Source organism: Acinetobacter pittii ATCC 19004 = CIP 70.29 (genome assembly GCF_000369045.1).
GTDB classification, from domain to species: Bacteria; Pseudomonadota; Gammaproteobacteria; order Pseudomonadales; family Moraxellaceae; genus Acinetobacter; species Acinetobacter pittii.
The window spans coordinates 37,951-55,986 of record NZ_KB849785.1 but is presented as its reverse complement, the minus strand read 5'-3'; the positions used below and the strand labels follow the sequence as shown (position 1 = coordinate 55,986).

The window sequence follows — 18,036 nt, the reverse complement described above, 5'->3', positions numbered from 1 at the left end:
TCCAAAGATTCCAAAGATTCCAAAGATTCCAAAGATTCCAAAGATTCCAAAGATTCCAAAGACAGACTAGAGCAAATACTCTATTTATTGATTAATACTTTCTATTCTTTACTTATTCTATTTTTCTACTTATTAAGTTAATTACAAATTGTTCCACGTGGAACGCTTTAATTGATTTTGTGATCCAGAAATAAAAAAAAGCAGGATTACTCCTGCTTTTTTAATCTATAAATTTTTTATTAGTCAGTGAAAATTACACGTGCAATTGCTTTTTTACCTGATTGAATAATAAAGCTTCCGTTTTCTTTTACAGAGAAGCTTGCATCAACAGCATTCCAGTCAACTTTTACCGCACCACGAGCAACCGCATCTTTTGCCGCAGCTGCATTTGGGTTTAGCCCCGCTACACGTAAAATCGTGGCAATAAAGATTTCTCCTCCAAACTCACCAAGTGAAATAGTCACTTCTGGTGTGTCTTCAGGTACTTCACCTTCTGTAATACGGTTACCAGCACTCTTATGGGCATTAGCAGCAGCTTCTGCATCATGGAAGCGTTCAACTAACTCAAGCGCAAGGATACGTTTTACTTCTTGCGGATTACGACCAGCAGCAATTTCATCTAATAGAGCTTTGATCTCATCAAGAGATTTGAAGCTTAATAAATCGAAATAGCGTTCAATTAAAGAGTCTGGCATTGATAAAACTTTTTGGTACATTGCACCTGGTGTATCAAATACACCAATATAGTTACCTAAAGATTTAGACATTTTATTTACGCCATCTAGACCTTCTAGAATCGGCACGGTGATACACACTTGAGATTCTTGGCCATAACGGCTTTGTAAAGTACGACCCATAAGTAAGTTAAAGATCTGGTCTGTACCGCCTAACTCAACGTCAGCTTCAAGCGCAATTGAGTCATAACCTTGAACTAAAGGATATAAAAACTCATGAATTGCAATCGGCTGATGATTGCTATAACGCTTAGTAAAGTCATCACGCTCTAACATACGTGATACGGTTTGCTGACTTGCTAATTGGATAAGGTCAGCAGCAGACTTTTGATTAAACCATTCTGAGTTAAAACGTACTTTTGTTTTATTTGGGTCTAAGATTTTAAAAACTTGTTCTTGATAAGTTTTAGCGTTAGCTTCTACTTGTTCACGTGACAACGGCGGACGAGTTGCGCTTTTGCCAGTTGGGTCACCGATCATCGCTGTATAGTCACCGATCAAGAAGGTAACTTCATGGCCCAAGTCTTGGAAAGTTTTTAGTTTATTAATAAGAACCGTATGTCCTAAATGTAAATCTGGTGCTGTAGGGTCAAAACCAGCTTTAATTTTAAGAGGGCGATTCTCTTTAAGCTTTTTCAGTAAATCTTCTTCTGAAATAATTTCGTGCGTGCCTCGTTGGATGAGAGCAAGCTGTTCTTCGGCGGGCAAGAAATTTGACATCACAAAACCTAAACACATCAGTTATTCAATTTGTGCGATATACTAACATTTTTTCAGCGTCTTGCAGGGGAAGTTGCATATGAGCGCAATCTATATCGGCGTAATGACTGGCACTAGTATGGATGGTGTGGATATTGTAGCGGCTTCATTTGAGCCACTACAGCTTCATGCCACTCTTACAGTTCCATTCGAACCCGAATTACGTGATGAGCTTATGGCATTAACTTTACCTGATGACAATGAAATTGACCGCATGGGTAAAGCTGATGTTGCTCTAGCCAAAATGATTGGTCATGGGATTAATACTCTCATTGAAAAGCACCAATTAGACCGTAGCCAAATAAAAGTAATTGGTTCGCATGGACAAACTATTCGTCATCGTCCAGAACATGGCTTTACGCTACAAATTGGTGATCCAAACATTATTACTGAAATTACTCAAATTCCTGTCGTTTCAGATTTTCGTCGTAGAGATATGGCAGCTGGTGGCCAAGGCGCACCATTAGTTCCGGCTTTCCATCAAGCATTATTTCAACATCCAAGTATTCATCGTGTAATTTTGAATTTGGGTGGTATTGCTAATGTGAGTATGCTGCCCGCCAATAACAGTGACGGCGTATTTGGTTTTGATACAGGTCCTGCAAATATTTTGATGGATGCGTGGTGCCATCGCCATACAGGTCATCCATATGATGAAAATGGTGATTGGGCTGCCTATGGTCACCCTATTCGTTCGTTACTTGACCGTCTTCATGCCCATGAATATTTTTCTAAAGAACCACCTAAGAGCACAGGGCGTGAAGACTTTAATATTGACTGGTTAGATGATCAGTTAATCGATTGGCGAAATGATTTAACTTACGATGAGTTAGAAGATACACCTGAAAACATTCAAGCAACCCTATTAAAACTTACTGTGCGTGCTATTCAAAAAGCAATTTATCGCTCTGAGATGGAAACAGGTGAAATATATGTTTGTGGTGGTGGAGCTTATAACTCTTATTTATTAGAACAGTTACGTTGGCGTTTACGTAAACATAATTGGTCTGTTCAACCTACCGATGTGTTAGGGCTTTCCCCTACTTGGGTCGAGGCTACAGCATTTGCATGGTTAGCAATGCGCTTTGTAGATGGTTTAAGTGGAAATTTGCCAGCAGTAACAGGTGCTTCGGATTTCAGAATCCTAGGTACGATCACGGCGGTATAAAGCTACCTGTGCAATTTAATTGGACAGATTAGACCTCATAGCACATTTACTGACCCGAAATGCTGTTATTAAATTGGACATAAAAATTCATGATAAATGCCAACAAAAATAAGTAAGGCATGTTGTTATGGATCTGACCAAACGTATTCATCAATACACACGTGGGACCTGGACATTCGATGTAATTGATTCAGGCCCTATAGATGGTCCTCTCGTTGTTTTATTGCATGGTTTTCCAGAAACTGCTCATTGTTGGGAGCAGACTTCGGAATTATTGCATGAGCATCAATTTAGAACACTTGCGATTCATCAACGTGGTTATAGTTTAAATGCTAGGCCTCAAAGCCGATTTAAATATTCATTGAGTGAACTTGTAGAAGATGTGACCAGTTTAATTGAACAGCTTGGCCAGCCAGTTTATTTAATTGGGCATGACTGGGGCTCGGCAATTGCTTCAGGCGTTGCTATGAAGTATCCACAATATATTCAACATCTCACTTTAGTTTCTGTACCTCATCAAGCTGCATTTTTAAAAGCTTGTTTAAGCAGTAGACAACTTTTTAAATCTTATTATTTTGCAATTTTTCAGTTACCGATTCTGCCCGAGCTTTTATTTAAAAAACTACCGAAATTAGGCCGTAAGTTTCTAAAGTCATCAGGCATGACTGAACAGCAAATTGAAATATTCGAGAATGAGTTTATAAAAGAAAATAGGCTAACTACGGCGTTGAATTGGTATCGTGGCTTTTTTTGGGACAAACCTCAAAATCCGTTTAAAGCAATAGATGTTCCTACTCTTTTTATTTGGGGTAAACATGATATTGCCGTTACAGAAAAAAGCGCCAAGCTAAACTCACATTATTTTAAAAATAGTTATGAATCAGTTTTTATGGATGCATCGCATTGGATTCCATATCAGAATGCACCTGAACTCGTGCAATATTTTTTAGAATCTGTCCGTAAAAGATAATAATCTGATCAATAAAAAAACCTCTCAAAATAGAGAGGTTTTTTAAATTTTAAAATTCTGTTAAATCGAGAATGAAGAACCACAACCACATGTTGTTGTTGCATTCGGGTTTTGTACGATAAAACGCGAACCTTCAAGACCTTCTACATAGTCAACTACTGAACCAATGAGGTATTGGTAGCTAAGTGAGTCAACCAGCATTTTTACATCGCCATTTACGAATTCTGCATCATCTTCATTTACGCTTTCAGCAAAATTAAAGCCATACGAAAACCCTGAACACCCGCCTCCTGTTACATACACACGTAACATGAGATCGTCATTCCCTTCACTATCACGGAGTTGGCGTACCTTATTGGCAGCATTATCTGTCAAAACTAGAGCTTGGGCATTCATGATGATTGTTCCTCGGATTTTGCTGTGCCTTTCAAAATAAAAAAGACCCTATATTGAGTATAGCATAATCAATATAGGGTCTGTCTTCGAAGTTTAAAGCGAATCTTGAGTATTTTTATCAAGATTATTTGTAATTCTCATCCTGTAAGCTACATTCGAAGTTTTTAGCATCTTGCTTGCAACGGAATTGCCATAGTAGTTTCATCATGCGTTTATCATACACACCGCGTTGTGTAAGGTTAATTCGTGATTCACGCATAAGCTTTTGGTAACCTGGTTTATCGGCTGCTGGGACATCCATCCAGTATTTTTGTGGAATATCAGCTTTCATCTTACCCAAGATGGTAAAAGCACGTGGTAACTGACCCGAAACCCACTCTCTAGATTTCTGTCCAAAACCAGCTGGGAACTTATCAGGGCGGATAATAATATTTCCTGTGACCTGTAAGATTGGGTAATTCACGATCGCACCTTTTGTACCTAAACCTTTTTGTAGTTCTAAAGGCTTAAATGCTGCTGCTGGCGCACCAATAATATCAACTTGATGGTTATTAAATTTCGCACCGAAATTTGTTACGTCAGCACTCACAGCCTGTGCCCCGACCTGCTGAACCATAATTTTTTGTGCTTCATCATAATCAAGCACAGCAATTTTCTTACCTGCAGCTTTCGCTACTGTATTGATGCTGCGATCATTTACTAAAAGGTAAGCATCACCAACCGGAATAACACCTACGACCTCATAGCGACCATTAACCATATATTTACTAAAAGTCGGACTCGCTAAGCCTTGCATCACTTTTACAGCAAGCTTGAGATCAGGAATCGCTCCAATTGCGTCTAATGACCCAGTAAATGAGTTAAATTGGCGACCACGCATCCCTGACACGCTAATACCATCACATTTACCCGCTTTAAAATCTTCAGCAATCACGGCTTCATTCTGGTTTACTTTAAGCTCGATATCAGCTCCCCAGTTTTTTGCGGCAAGTTGATAATCCTTCATCAGCGCATAAACATCGCCATTTTTTCCAACGAAGTCAAAAACACATACTGTTTGTTTAGCCTCGGCTGCAAAAGAAACTGTGGTAAGTCCCATCGCAAGTAATAGCGTTTTGGAAAATTGCATATTCTTTTTCCTTTCCTTGTGGAGTTTTTGTTTTTCGATACCAAGAAATTTCACACCATCAGGTATGAATCGGATAGGCTTCATATAAAAATCATGATGGAATATTTGTATAGACCGTTTTTGCTTTTATGATTTTATTTCCCTGAAAAATAGATAGCGAATGACCTATCTATTAGCAATTATTTTAATCACTCAAGTCCTTGATCCATTATTATACCTTCATGTTTCCTTATGAAGTTTTTATCTAAATTTAGCTTAACGTCTTTCTATTTATCCACAATGGCAGAACTGACAGCGCATATAAAACAAAAAGCCTAGAACTCAGTCTAGGCTTTCTGAAAGAAATTAGGATTATTCACCAGGCATTGAACATTCAAAGTTAGCCTTGTCTACAGAACAACGCGCTTTTTTGAGTACAGACATCATTCCAGCATCGTAAACACCGCGTTTAGTTAAGTCCATACGGCCATCACGCAACATTTTTTGATACTTAAGTTTGTCTTCTGCACTTAAGTTCATTTTGTATTTGCCAGGAATTTGCGCTTCTAAACGGTTGATCATTGCAAAACTCTTAGGTAACTGTTTAACAAACCAGTCACGAGATTTTTGACCAAAACCAGCTGGGAATTTATCAGAACGTAATACTAGATCTGCTGTAACGTGTAATACAGGGAAGTTCCACATTACACCGTTTGCGCCTAAACCTTTATTTAACTCTAATGGTTTGTAAGCATAAGCAGGCGCACCTACCATATCTACCTGACCATTGTTAAATTTAGCAGCAAAGTTTGAGATATCAGAAAGAACTGCTTGAGCACCTACACGTTGCACCATAATTTTTTGTGCATCGTCATAGCCAAGTACAGCGAATTTTTTACCCGCAGCTTTTTCAACAGAGTTGATGTTTTTGTCGCGTACGAAAATGAATGCTGAACCTAGCGGAGAAATACCAGCAACTTCGTATTTTTTACCACCCATATTCGTGGTCATTTTTGCTGCATTACGCGCATCTAATACATAAGTAATTGCACGTTGAGCGATTTGGTTATTTGGAACACCACCGAGTGAGTCGATAGATCCTGCAAATTTATTATATTGGCGTGCACGCATTGCTGTCATTGCTACAGCATCACATTTACCCGCTTTAAAATCATTATCGGCAACAGCCTCGTCCTGACGAGGAACTAAGTTAATTTCAGTACCCCAGCCTTTTGCAGCAAGAGCCCATTCTTCCATCATTTTATATGAGTCGCCTGCTTTTCCTAAGAGGTCGAATACACATACGGTACTCGCTGCTTGCGCTGAAGCAGAAAAACCAACAACAGAAGCGGCAGCCATAGCAAGTACGATTTTTTTCATTTTCTTCATCCTTCCACGGAACAGATTTTTTGTTTGAAGTTTCCTTTCAAACACAGATATTAATCATGTTTTTTAGAAAAAAATAGAGCTTTTACTCAAATATTTTTATCTCATTGAACCATTGTTTGTTGGTTTTAAATTATTTATTAAAAGGAAAAATCGCTAATTTTCCGTAAGTTATTTTTTATATTCACAATTTTCATACCCATATTCAGCTTTGAAATATATGTAGCGTTTTTGTGTTTAAAAAATAAACTACTCTCCATTAAGCGTACATTCAAAATTTGTCCGTTCAACTGTACAGCGGGCACGCTTTAGCACACTCATCATTGTTGCATCGTATACACCTTGTTTTGTTAAGCTGAGGCGACCTTCACGTAAAATTTTTTGATATTTAGTTTTGTCTTCTGCTGAAAAATTAATTTTAATTTTTGAGGGTACACCCATTTCTAGCCGCTTTATCATGGCAAAATTCTGAGGTAATTTTTGTATAAACCAAGTACGTGACTTTATACCGAAATCTGTAGGGAACTTATCACTTCGGGCAATTAAATCACCTGTGACGTTAACTACGGGGAAAGTAAACATTGCCCCTTTTACTCCCACCCCTTTACCAATCTCTAAAGGTTTATAAGCATAGGCTGGTGCCGCAATTGCATCGACTTGGCCACTATTAAACTTTTTCACAAAATCGGTAATTTCTGAAGGAATGGGCTGAGCGCCAACGCTTTCCACCATAATTTTTTGTGCTGCGTCATATTGCAAAATAGCAAACTTAGTCCCACGTACTTTTTCAATTGAATTAAGGTTTTTATCTCTCACAAATAAATAAGCTAATCCAATCTGGACAATACCAACGACCTCGTAATTGGTTCCATTTTGTGCAGCCACCATGCGATGTTTATTACGCTTATCTAAAACATAACTAATAGCTTTTTGAGCAATTGCATTACTGGTTACCCCTCCAATCGCATCAATTGAACCTGCAAATTTATTATAATTTCGCGCCCGCATGGAGGTCATATAAGCGGCGTCACATTTTCCTTCACGCAGTCTACGGTCAACTAAGCCTTCATCTTGAAATGGAATTAAAGTGATATCTGCTTGCCATTCTTTCGCTGCAAGCGCCCACTCTTCCATCATTTTATAGGATTCACCTGACTTTCCTAATAAATCAAACACACAGACACTTTGCCCAGCATGTACTGTCCCCACAGCACAGCAAAATACTGCACCAATTATCCCCAATCTTTTTTTCATTTGACTTTCCTTAGTCTAGTTTTATTAGTAGCTCATTAATCAACCAAATTTCAAACTGTTTTTATTTTAGCCATATTTTTTTAAAAGTATTCTATCTTGTTCAATATTTTGAAAATTTCGGATGAATAGCGAAATTTAGAATGTCTGGATATATCTAATTATTAATACCTGCTCACTAAAATCCGGAAAGTTTTGTTTTCATCGGCAGTTCTCTTTAAAATACAGCATCCTTAATTCACCTCGATACAATAAGATGATTCAATTTGACCAAGTTTCTTTACGCCGCGGTGGACGTGTTTTATTTCAAAAAGCGTCTATGCAATTACACCCAGGTTGGAAGATTGGTCTAACTGGTGTAAATGGCGCGGGTAAATCGACCTTATTTGCTGCACTACTTGGAAGTTTAGGTGCAGATGAAGGTTCACTTACTCGTCCTACAGGCTGGACCGTGGCGCATATGGCCCAAGAAGTGAAAGCCCTAGATATGCCTGCAATTGATTTTGTTCTTTCAGGTGATGAAGAGTTTTGGGATATACAAAATAAGCTTGCTCAACCCGATCAACTGACTGATTTTGAACTGGCTAAATTGCATGGCCGTTTTGATGAAATCCATGGTTATTCAGCGCCCTCTAAAGCTGCGCAGCTCATGGCAGGCCTTGGTTTTCTAGAAAATCAATTACGTTTGAATGTTGAGAGCTTCTCAGGTGGATGGCGTATGCGTTTAAATTTAGCGCGTACACTCATGAGTCGTTCTGATCTACTCTTACTGGATGAACCAACAAACCACTTAGATTTGGATGCAATTCTGTGGTTAGAAGATTGGCTTAAAGCCTATGAAGGCACACTCATTCTAATTTCGCATGACCGCGACTTTTTAGATGCGATTACAGATCATATTCTTCACATTGAAAATCAAGAACTCACACTTTACACCGGAAACTACTCTACATTTGAAACCACACGTAGTGAACGTCTTGCTCAACAACAACAAGCTTTTGAAAAGCAGCAAGAAACACGTGCTCACTTACAAAAGTTTATTGATCGTTTTAAAGCAAAAGCGACTAAAGCTCGTCAAGCACAAAGTCGTATTAAACAACTTGAGCGCATGCAGCAACTTGCACCAGCCCATGTAGATACGCCGTTTACATTTAGTTTTCGTGAACCGACTAAAATGAGTTCACCTTTGCTGACTTTAGATAATGCCAGCATTGGTTATGGTGATAAACAGATAGCCGAAAAAATCAGATTACAAATTACACCAAACTCACGTATTGGTTTACTGGGTATGAACGGCGCAGGTAAGTCAACATTGATTAAGAGCTTGGTTGGTGATTTACCGCTCTTGGCAGGTGAACGTAAAGCTTCCGAGCTTCTTAATATTGGTTACTTTGCCCAGCACCAGATGGATGCTTTAGATGGTCACGCTAGCCCAATGCTACAGCTTGCCCGTATAGCAGATAAACAAATCAGTGAAGCCACCCTACGTTCTTTCTTAGGTAGTTTTGGATTTAGTGGTGAACGCATGGATACACCATGCGAAAGCTTTTCTGGTGGAGAACGCGCTCGTTTAGCCCTAGCACTCATTGTATGGCAGCGTCCAAATGTTTTAATTCTCGATGAACCAACAAACCATTTAGATCTTGATATGCGTCATGCACTGAGCATGGCATTACAAGATTTTGAAGGTGCTGTTGTTCTGGTTTCCCACGAACGTCAACTTATTGCAAGTGTATGTGATGAGCTTCTTTTAGTACACGGCGGTAAATGTACTGAGTTCGAGGGTGATTTACAGGACTATGCTAAATGGCTACGTGAAGCCCGTCAGCAACAAATCAATGCTCAGACTGCTGTCGCACAGAACAACTCTCCCTCTGCCGCTCCAGCGCCTGCTAAAGTTGATAAAGAAGCACAGCGTAAAGAAGCAGCTCGCCGTCGTGAACAGACTCGACCTATTCGTAAAAATATTGAAAAAGTTGAGTCTCAAATTGAAAAGCTACAACCGCAGCTTGCCAAAATTGAAGAATCCTTAGCAGACACATCTTTATATGAGGCTGCACGTAAGGATGATCTACTCAAACTTATGAATGAGCAGACAGAGCTGAAAGCTAAACTTGAGCAACACGAAGAGCAGCTTTTGGAACTCATGATGGAATTAGAAGAAATGGAAGCTTCTTTTGATTAATCCATTTTCTAAAATAAAAAAGCCGATTTCTTAATCGGCTTTTTTATTGATTAGTAAGGCGTATAAAAAGCCCCTAATTCATTTAAATTGGTATTGATCGGTAAAGGCCAAACACTGCTTGATAAGCTGTCAGCAATATATAAATCGTATCCGCCTCGACTCCCTGTTTGTCCTGCAAGAGATACCACCATGTAACGCTGATCTAAAGGAGCTGGATCGGAAGTATCATAATTAGTGTTGTTAAATGGCAAACGTGTAGTTTGTTTATTAGCCATATCATAAATATAGATCTGGTCATGAGGATTTGTTGGGCTATACCAGCGCACATATAAGAACCGACTTCCTTGCCACCATACTGGATAATATGAAGCGATATTGGTCAGTTGTGTATCATAAGCACCCGACTGATCAATACTAAAAATTCTAGAATTATTTCCAGCACCTTTTGCATACAAAATTTGAGTGGTATTCACCATCGGATAAGGCATCGATTCTTCTATATCCCAACCATTTTGAGTCACAGAAGTCATCGTCCGATCCGTCATTTTAATAATTTTTAGATCGCCATTTTGTTTAAAAATAATACGCTGGTTATCTATAAATTTAGGGTCTTCATCGCGCTTATTATTGCCCTGAGTTAGGTTAATGGGTAACTCAGTGCTTCCGACTTTCCAAACATACACATCCCATGCATCGCCATAATGCTGTCCAGAATTCACTCCCATAAACGTTAACCATTTTCCATCTGGAGAGAAATGGCCATTCATCATATGGTCAATTTTCCAATTTGCGCCGAGTAATGTGGTCTGCTGTGTTGTGAAGTTATAAAGATAAAGCTTACTGTCCCATGCCTCATAATCACTATAACGATGAAATACTAATTTTCCATAAAAGGTGGGGGCTATGGCAGCATGCAGTTGAAATAAACAATTAAAAAATATGATTCCAATACATAAGAGTTTTTGTATTTTTTTCATAATTATATTTCCTATTGTTATTAGTAAGTACCGCATAGAGAATATAACTTCGAATAGTTTACTTGTTAAACAAAATACTTTTTTCGGATACAAAAAAGGGCTAATGATGATTAGCCCTTTACCATAAAAAATCAATTACCTAAATTTTTTATGATTTTCATTTCGTATTTTGACTAAATTAATTGCTTCAGTTTTGGCTTGATCTAATTGTCCTTGCTCAACTAAAACAGTTACTTTATCAATTTCGGCAACAAGCTGATCTAAACCAGCTTGGTACTCTTTTACCTTTACATTTTCTGATGGCAAACCTTCGAGTTTATGCGGCAAATATTGCTTAGAAGAAACTGCTGCTTCACGCATTACAACAAGCTGTTTTTTCGCGTTATCAGCATCTTTCGCTTCAGCAAATGCTTTAGTACTCTTCGCTAAAGTTTTCATATTCGTTTCTAGGTCTGCCGCCCAAACAGCAGAACTTCCTAAAAACACACATGAAATTAATAGGCTAGCTAATAATTTCTGACTCATCATTCTCTCCCTAGACTGATTTAGAATCATGTTATGAATTAAGCATCAATATCCGCATTTAAAGCATTCTCTTCGATGAATGCACGACGTGGTTCAACATCATCACCCATTAAGCAAGAGAACATACGATCGGCTTCAATCGCATCATCAATTGTCACCTGCAACATATTACGGTTTTCAGGGTCCATTGTTGTTTCCCACAGCTGTTCAGCATTCATCTCTCCAAGACCTTTATAGCGTTGGATCATCATACCGCGGCGTGAATCTTGCAAAATATGTTGCCAAACTTGATGGAAGTTAGCCACTTGAATACGGCGATCACCTTTTTGTAAAAAAGCACCGTCTTCAAGTAAAGTGAACCAACTCTTCGAGTTTTTGAGTAAACGTGCATATTCAGCTGAATTCAATAAAGCTGCATCAAGCAAATACGCATGCGGCAGATTATGAACATAGACAGTAATACGCGGCCAATAATGCGCAGATTTTTCACCTTGAGCATTTTCACGCTCAAATGCCTCTAAAGAGATTTCTGGACGTAAACTTGGCTGTAATCTGGTAATGATATCGCGTACCTGATCTGCCCATTGTTGTACATAAGCTTCATCATGGTTTTGATCACTCTTGAATGCTTCTACTTCAAGTAAAGCATCCAATAAGCTAGCTGGATAACGTAAAGTTAAGCGCTGTAAGCTCTTTTGTGAAACTTGATAGTCTTGAATCACTTTCGCCAGTGCTTCACCAGTAATTGCAGGTGCTTCAGCATTGGTATGTAGAGATAGCTCATCAATTGCATTTGAGATGAGATAAGTTTCCAATGCATCATTATCTTTGATGTATTGTTCTTGCTTACCTTTCTTCAATTTATACAAAGGTGGCTGAGCAATATAAATATGCCCACGCTCAACCAATTCTGGCATTTGACGGAAGAAGAACGTTAACAACAAGGTACGGATGTGCGAACCATCGACGTCGGCATCGGTCATGATAATGATTTTATGATAGCGAAGCTTATCAGGGTTATATTCTTCACGACCAATACCACAGCCAAGTGCAGTGATTAAAGTACCCACTTCCTGACTAGAAATCATTTTGTCAAAGCGTGCACGTTCAACGTTCAGGATTTTACCTTTCAACGGTAAAATAGCCTGCATTTTACGATTACGACCTTGTTTAGCACTACCACCAGCAGAGTCACCCTCGACTAGATATAATTCAGAAAGTGCTGGGTCTTTTTCCTGACAGTCAGCCAATTTACCTGGTAAACCTGCAATATCAAGTGCACTCTTACGACGTGTCATTTCACGCGCCTTACGTGCAGCATCACGTGCACGCGCAGCATCAATAATTTTACCGGCAATCGATTTTGCAGCTTGCGGATTTTCAAGTAAGTAAGCAGAGAACTCTTTGTTCATTGCTTGCTCAACCGCTGGTTTTACTTCACTCGATACTAGTTTTTCTTTAGTTTGAGAAGAGAATTTCGGATCAGGTACTTTTACCGAAATAATCGCGGTTAAACCTTCACGTGCATCATCGCCTGTCACATTGACTTTTTCTTTCTTGAGAATATTTTCATTTTCAAGATATTGGTTAAGACCACGCGTTAAAGCTGCACGGAAACCTGCTAAATGAGTACCGCCATCCTTTTGAGGAATATTGTTGGTAAAACAACGCACGTTTTCTTGATAACTTTCATTCCACTGTAATGCAACTTCTACACCAATACCGTTTTCTGTATCAGCAGTGAAATGGAAAATCTCGTTTAGATGAGTTTTACCTTCGTTAATGTATTTTACAAACTCAGATAAACCACCTTCGTAGTCATATACGTGCTCAAGGTTAATACGTTCATCACGTAAAACAATACGCACGCCCGCGTTTAAAAATGAAAGCTCTCGTAAACGACGCGCTAAAATTTCAACGTTAAAAATGGTTTGACTAAAAGTTAATTCACTTGGCCAAAAACGTACAGTTGTACCACTGCTATCCGTTTCACCAATCACACGTAATGGATATTGCGGATCACCGTGGTGATACTCTTGTTCGTGCACTTGGCCAGCGCGATTAATAATTAAATGCAATTTACTTGAAAGCGCATTTACAACTGAAACGCCTACGCCGTGCAAACCACCTGAAACTTTATAGCTGTTATCGTCAAACTTACCGCCTGCGTGCAAGATCGTAAGAATTACTTCCGCTGCAGACACCCCTTCTTCAGGGTGGATATCTGTTGGAATACCACGGCCATTATCAGAAACACTTACCGATTCATCTTCGTGAATCGTGACAATAATTTCGTCACAATGCCCAGCTAAAGCTTCATCGATTGCGTTATCGACAACCTCGAATACCATATGGTGTAAACCGGTACCGTCGTCTGTATCCCCAATATACATACCCGGACGTTTACGAACTGCATCTAATCCACGTAATACTTTAATACTAGAGGAATCATAAGCCTTTTCATTGGTTTGTTCTGTTTGAGAGGCTGATTGAGACTCTGAACTCATGGTTTCTCCCTAGCAAATATAGGTTTATTCAAAGATGGGTAACATCAAAAAATTATGGTGAAGCAAGACTAACTTGACCGGATTCAACATTGAATAATTGATATGAAATAGACAGATCATGTAAGTGTTTTTTTACCGATGCATGATCTAAAGTTGTCATAAAAACCTGGCTACCAAGTTGGCTTAATCGTTCAATTAAACGTTGTTGTGCGGTTAAGTCTAATTCTGCTGTCAGATCATCTAATAATACCACAGTTTCCTTATTACTCGCATGTAACATTGCAATTTGTGACAGTTTTAAGGCAATAATCAAGAGTTTTTTCTGACCTCTTGATAAAACTACATCAGCATGTCCAAACGGGGTTTTTAAGCGCAAATCTGCACGATGTGGGCCATATTCGGTATAGCGTCGTTCGATGTCTTTTTGGTGTTGATTCAGCAAGTCTTGCATGAGTCCCTGCTCTGTATGAAAACCGGGACTATATTCCAGTTCAATCTCTAGATCAGGTAGCAATTGACTTAAATCATTTTGAAAAAAGACATTCCATTGTTCCACAATACTTAAACGCTGAGAGTGTAAAATTTCACCATAATCACTCAACATTTTATTCCACGGCTCTAAATCCGCTAGAGAAATATTCCGTCTGGTTTTAAGTAAAGTATTACGCTGCTTTAATGCACGAGAATAATATTGCCAAGCAAAATAAAACTCAGGTTCCACGTGGAACATCAGCCAATCTAAAAGCTGGCGCCGAGGTTTCGCCCCATGGTCAATAATATCGGTACTTTGTGGATCAATATGCTGCAAAGGAAGCAGTTTAGCGAGTTGTCCTTGTGTAGCCACTGTATCGCCATTGACCTTCATCAACTGCTCACCAGAGGCCAACTTTTGCATGCCAATTTTTTCAGTTGCAGATTGCGCAAAAACAATCGCATCTTCAGCAGAGTATTGAATATAATTTTTAGGTATGTGGGTGCGGAACGACCGCCCTGTTGCAAGCAAATGGATTGCTTCCAGTATTGAAGTTTTTCCTGAACCGTTAGCGCCATAAAATACATTAAACGGTTGCAACCCTTGGAGTGCAACCGTTTTTAAATTACGCACACGTTCAATATTTAAACGCGTAAGATGCATATTAGATAGCCAGATTATACACGCATCGGCATAACGACATAGGTTTGATCAGGATGTGCCGGATCTTGAACCAATACAGATTGGTTTGCCTCAGTCATGCTCATATTTACATCATCACCATCAAGCACACCTAAAACATCCAGCAAATATTGCGCATTAAATGACATTTCAAGCGGTATGTTTTGATATTGAATCGCTAAATCTTCAATCGCTTCGTCTTGTTCAGGGTTATTTGCACGTAGCTGTAAAGAATCTTGATTAAAATTCAAGAAAACACCACGTAATTTCTCATTACTCAAAATTGCGACACGTTGTAATGATTGTTTGAACACATCATGGCTAATTAACACATGTTTATCGCCACCACGTGGAATTACACGACGATAATCAGGGAATTTTCCATCAATCAACTTTGTAGTAAAGCGAACAGTGATATCGCCCTGCTCTTTGTCACGGCTTGGCGTATTAATTGTGACATTTAACAATTCGCGACCAATCAGCAACGTTAATTGTTCATCTTCAATGCTAAGTAAACGCTGTAATTCACCAACAGCTTTACGAGGCACAATTGCTTGGACCAATTGAGATGATGTAGAAGAAGCAGTAATTTCACAAAGTGCTAAACGGTGACCATCTGTTGTTACTGCACGTAATTGATTTTCATCAATTTCTAATAAAGTACCCGTTAAATAGAAACGTACATCTTGTACGGCCATAGCAAAAGCCGTTTTTTCAAATAAACGCTTTAACTCACGTTGAGTGACCTGTACTTGTGTACCTTGACTATTTTCAGTGGTCAATAATGGATAATCTTCTGCCGGTAAAGTACCTAATACAAAACGGCTATTACCAGATTTTAAAATACATCTTTGATCTTCTGTAATTTGTAAGTCAATCAATGCAGCTGTAGGCAATGATTTACAAATTTCCATCAACTTACGAGCAGGAACAGTTGTTTCACCTGCTTCAATGCATGCCCCTTCTGTTAAAACAGTACTGGCAACCAGCTCGACTTCTAAATCAGAACCGGTAATGGTGAGTGCCTGAGCATTAGTCTGAATTTTGACGTTTGAAAGGATATTCAATGTATGACGACGTTCTACCGCACCGACAACATGCGATAAAACATTGAGTAAGCTTTCTTTAGCGATTTTCAAACGCACGATTCATTCCTCTAGCAACTTGGAGCAAATATTTCATTTTTTAGCTGTGTACTATGCTGCACTTACGTAGACTTTGCAACAACGTCTTATCATTTCATTAACTCTGGAGTAGACGTAATAGATTTTTATAATCTTCGTCAAAAATCGGATCTTCTTCACGTAGACTTACTACTTTTTCGCAAGCATGCATGACTGTACTGTGGTCACGTCCACCAAAAGCCATTCCAATTTCGGGAAAACTATCACCAGTCAACTCACGAGCAAGTCCCATTGCTAACTGACGTGGTCGCGCATAGATTCGAGTCCGCTTTGGTCCTACCAATTCTTTTAAAGGAATACGGAAATATTCACTAACCACACGTTGGATATTTTCTACACTAATTGTACGTGCACGGATTGCCAACACATCTTTTAAAGACTCGCGGACAACATCAAGGTCAATTGGTGCACCTTTAAAACGAGAAATTGCGACGACTTTATTGAGTGCGCCTTCAAGTTCACGTACGTTGGCAACTACTTGTTGTGCAATAAATAATGCACAATTTCGAGGTAAATCAACGCCGCTATTTTCGGCTTTTTTCAATAGAATTTCGATACGAGTTTCAATATCTGGCGGTTCAACGCCTACAGAAAGTCCCCAAGAAAAGCGTGAAACCAAACGTGGATCCAACTCGGTCAATTCTTTTGGATAACGATCTGAAGTTAAAATAATCTGTTTAGATTCATCAAGTAATGCATTGAATGTATAGAAAAATTCAACCAAGCTTGCTTCTTTACCAGCTAAAAGATGAATATCATCGACCAACAATAAATCTAAAGAACGGCAATTTTTCTTAAATTCTTCAACTTTGCCTTTTTGCAAAGAACTTACAAAATCCTGAACGAAGCTCTCAGAGGTCATATACATCACCCGTGCATTAGGCTTGGCTTGCAATAAAGCATTACCAACTGCCTGCATCAAGTGAGTCTTACCCAATCCTGTCGGACCATATAAGAATAAAGGGTTATGCTGTGAAGCACCTAATTGTGTTAATACCTTTCTACATGTTTCAGCAGCCATCTGGTTCGAACGGCCTTCAACAAATAAAGAAAAAGTAAATTGGGGGTTTAATAGTTTCTTTTTCGGTGTTTTTGGGTTCACTACACTATTAGTAGTAGGTGAACTGGAAATAGAATCTGGTTCTTTTTTTACTTTAATACTTTGTTGGGGCGCAGTTTGCAAAGCAGCAGTTGTAGTTGCTGGCTGCTCACCTGATGACAAAATACTACCAGGACGAGAATCAACTAAAATCTCAACCTGACGTACTCGTCCTTCTGATAACTGTTCGGCCAATATAGAAATTAATTCTAGATGGTTCTCTTGAATGTAACGCGTCCAATAAGGATTAGGTGCATAAAGACGCAGTGTCCCTTCTACTTCTTCAGCAACTAATGGGCGAATCCACATCGCAAAGACGTTATCAGAGAGCTCTTGTCGCAAGCGAGTTAAGCAGTCTGTCCAAAGCATGTGTATCCCCTATTTCTGCGTTTTTAAATTCAAATAATCTAAAGATTAACCCTTCCTGATGAGAAGGGGTCGCCATTCTAACCAAGTTATCCACATCTGTCATGGCGATTTCAGTTGATTTTGTCTAAAAAGAAATCTCTTGTGAATAAATTTAAATTCAAAATGGTTTGTGTATAACTTTTTGCACAAGCTGTGGATAAATTAACACATAAACTTATCCACAATCCATAAATATAGTAAAAACAGAGTTATCAACAACTCAAAT

14 protein-coding genes are annotated in these 18,036 nt (G+C 38.9%); 3 read left to right on the top strand and 11 right to left on the bottom strand.

Translation table 11 applies throughout. The annotated features are described in order from the left end of the window. Positions 1-239 precede the first annotated feature (239 nt). Positions 240-1,472 carry a tyrosine--tRNA ligase gene (gene tyrS / locus F928_RS04315; protein WP_025469658.1) on the bottom strand — a complete coding sequence of 411 codons (1,233 nt, stop codon included), beginning with the start codon at positions 1,470-1,472 and terminating at the stop codon, positions 240-242. A gap of 61 nt (positions 1,473-1,533) precedes the next feature. Here tyrS and anmK point away from each other — a divergent pair, with 61 nt between their 5' ends. Further along, complete coding sequence (gene anmK, locus F928_RS04310; RefSeq protein WP_002115501.1) at positions 1,534-2,661, top strand: anhydro-N-acetylmuramic acid kinase; 1,128 nt, start codon at positions 1,534-1,536, stop codon at positions 2,659-2,661. A gap of 127 nt (positions 2,662-2,788) precedes the next feature. Continuing rightward, on the top strand, positions 2,789-3,631 hold the full coding sequence (locus F928_RS04305; RefSeq protein ID WP_002115492.1) for an alpha/beta fold hydrolase: 843 nt from the start codon (positions 2,789-2,791) through the stop codon (positions 3,629-3,631). A gap of 60 nt (positions 3,632-3,691) precedes the next feature. Here the strand turns inward: F928_RS04305 and erpA are convergent, their stop codons facing one another. From erpA to F928_RS04285, 4 genes are all read right to left on the bottom strand, one after another. Continuing rightward, entirely contained in the window at positions 3,692-4,027 is a 336-nt protein-coding gene (gene erpA, locus F928_RS04300) for an iron-sulfur cluster insertion protein ErpA (protein WP_002115421.1), read from the bottom strand. A 124-nt stretch (positions 4,028-4,151) separates the two neighbouring features. Beyond that, on the bottom strand, positions 4,152-5,156 hold the full coding sequence (locus F928_RS04295; RefSeq protein ID WP_002115460.1) for a putative solute-binding protein: 1,005 nt from the start codon (positions 5,154-5,156) through the stop codon (positions 4,152-4,154). A 351-nt stretch (positions 5,157-5,507) separates the two neighbouring features. Next, positions 5,508-6,515, bottom strand: a complete 1,008-nt coding sequence (locus F928_RS22310) for a putative solute-binding protein (protein WP_002115480.1) — start codon at positions 6,513-6,515, stop codon at positions 5,508-5,510. Positions 6,516-6,770: 255 nt separating this feature from the next. Then, on the bottom strand, positions 6,771-7,775 hold the full coding sequence (locus F928_RS04285; protein WP_002115488.1) for a putative solute-binding protein: 1,005 nt from the start codon (positions 7,773-7,775) through the stop codon (positions 6,771-6,773). A 253-nt stretch (positions 7,776-8,028) separates the two neighbouring features. Here F928_RS04285 and yheS point away from each other — a divergent pair, with 253 nt between their 5' ends. Continuing rightward, entirely contained in the window at positions 8,029-9,957 is a 1,929-nt protein-coding gene (gene yheS, locus F928_RS04280; RefSeq protein ID WP_002115412.1) for an ATP-binding cassette domain-containing protein, read from the top strand. Positions 9,958-10,007: 50 nt separating this feature from the next. Here the strand turns inward: yheS and F928_RS04275 are convergent, their stop codons facing one another. From F928_RS04275 to dnaA, 6 genes are all read right to left on the bottom strand, one after another. Further along, on the bottom strand, positions 10,008-10,934 hold the full coding sequence (locus F928_RS04275) for a TolB-like translocation protein (RefSeq protein WP_002115447.1): 927 nt from the start codon (positions 10,932-10,934) through the stop codon (positions 10,008-10,010). A 135-nt stretch (positions 10,935-11,069) separates the two neighbouring features. Then, complete coding sequence (cybC, locus tag F928_RS04270) at positions 11,070-11,462, bottom strand: cytochrome b562 (RefSeq protein ID WP_023187717.1); 393 nt, start codon at positions 11,460-11,462, stop codon at positions 11,070-11,072. Positions 11,463-11,497: 35 nt separating this feature from the next. Next, on the bottom strand, positions 11,498-13,966 hold the full coding sequence (gyrB, locus tag F928_RS04265; protein ID WP_002115497.1) for a DNA topoisomerase (ATP-hydrolyzing) subunit B: 2,469 nt from the start codon (positions 13,964-13,966) through the stop codon (positions 11,498-11,500). 52 nt (positions 13,967-14,018) lie between these two features. After that, positions 14,019-15,101: a DNA replication/repair protein RecF gene (gene recF / locus F928_RS04260; RefSeq protein WP_002115479.1), complete on the bottom strand. Its 1,083-nt coding sequence runs from the start codon at positions 15,099-15,101 to the stop codon at positions 14,019-14,021. A gap of 14 nt (positions 15,102-15,115) precedes the next feature. Further along, on the bottom strand, positions 15,116-16,264 hold the full coding sequence (gene dnaN / locus F928_RS04255; RefSeq protein WP_002115478.1) for a DNA polymerase III subunit beta: 1,149 nt from the start codon (positions 16,262-16,264) through the stop codon (positions 15,116-15,118). A gap of 97 nt (positions 16,265-16,361) precedes the next feature. Then, positions 16,362-17,771: a chromosomal replication initiator protein DnaA gene (dnaA, locus tag F928_RS04250; protein WP_002115442.1), complete on the bottom strand. Its 1,410-nt coding sequence runs from the start codon at positions 17,769-17,771 to the stop codon at positions 16,362-16,364. Between the last annotated feature and the right edge of the window lie 265 nt (positions 17,772-18,036).

Excerpts from the sequence above, each read along its gene's own strand:
- tyrS (WP_025469658.1), bottom strand. The coding sequence starts at position 1,472 with ATGTGTTTAGGTTTTGTGATGTCAAATTTCTTGCCCGCCGAAGAACAG.
- anmK (WP_002115501.1), top strand. The coding sequence starts at position 1,534 with ATGAGCGCAATCTATATCGGCGTAATGACTGGCACTAGTATGGATGGT.
- F928_RS04305 (WP_002115492.1), top strand. The coding sequence starts at position 2,789 with ATGGATCTGACCAAACGTATTCATCAATACACACGTGGGACCTGGACA.
- erpA (WP_002115421.1), bottom strand. The coding sequence starts at position 4,027 with ATGAATGCCCAAGCTCTAGTTTTGACAGATAATGCTGCCAATAAGGTA.
- F928_RS04295 (WP_002115460.1), bottom strand. The coding sequence starts at position 5,156 with ATGCAATTTTCCAAAACGCTATTACTTGCGATGGGACTTACCACAGTT.
- F928_RS22310 (WP_002115480.1), bottom strand. The coding sequence starts at position 6,515 with ATGAAAAAAATCGTACTTGCTATGGCTGCCGCTTCTGTTGTTGGTTTT.
- F928_RS04285 (WP_002115488.1), bottom strand. The coding sequence starts at position 7,775 with ATGAAAAAAAGATTGGGGATAATTGGTGCAGTATTTTGCTGTGCTGTG.
- yheS (WP_002115412.1), top strand. The coding sequence starts at position 8,029 with ATGATTCAATTTGACCAAGTTTCTTTACGCCGCGGTGGACGTGTTTTA.
- F928_RS04275 (WP_002115447.1), bottom strand. The coding sequence starts at position 10,934 with ATGAAAAAAATACAAAAACTCTTATGTATTGGAATCATATTTTTTAAT.
- cybC (WP_023187717.1), bottom strand. The coding sequence starts at position 11,462 with ATGATGAGTCAGAAATTATTAGCTAGCCTATTAATTTCATGTGTGTTT.
- gyrB (WP_002115497.1), bottom strand. The coding sequence starts at position 13,966 with ATGAGTTCAGAGTCTCAATCAGCCTCTCAAACAGAACAAACCAATGAA.
- recF (WP_002115479.1), bottom strand. The coding sequence starts at position 15,101 with ATGCATCTTACGCGTTTAAATATTGAACGTGTGCGTAATTTAAAAACG.
- dnaA (WP_002115442.1), bottom strand. The coding sequence starts at position 17,771 with ATGCTTTGGACAGACTGCTTAACTCGCTTGCGACAAGAGCTCTCTGAT.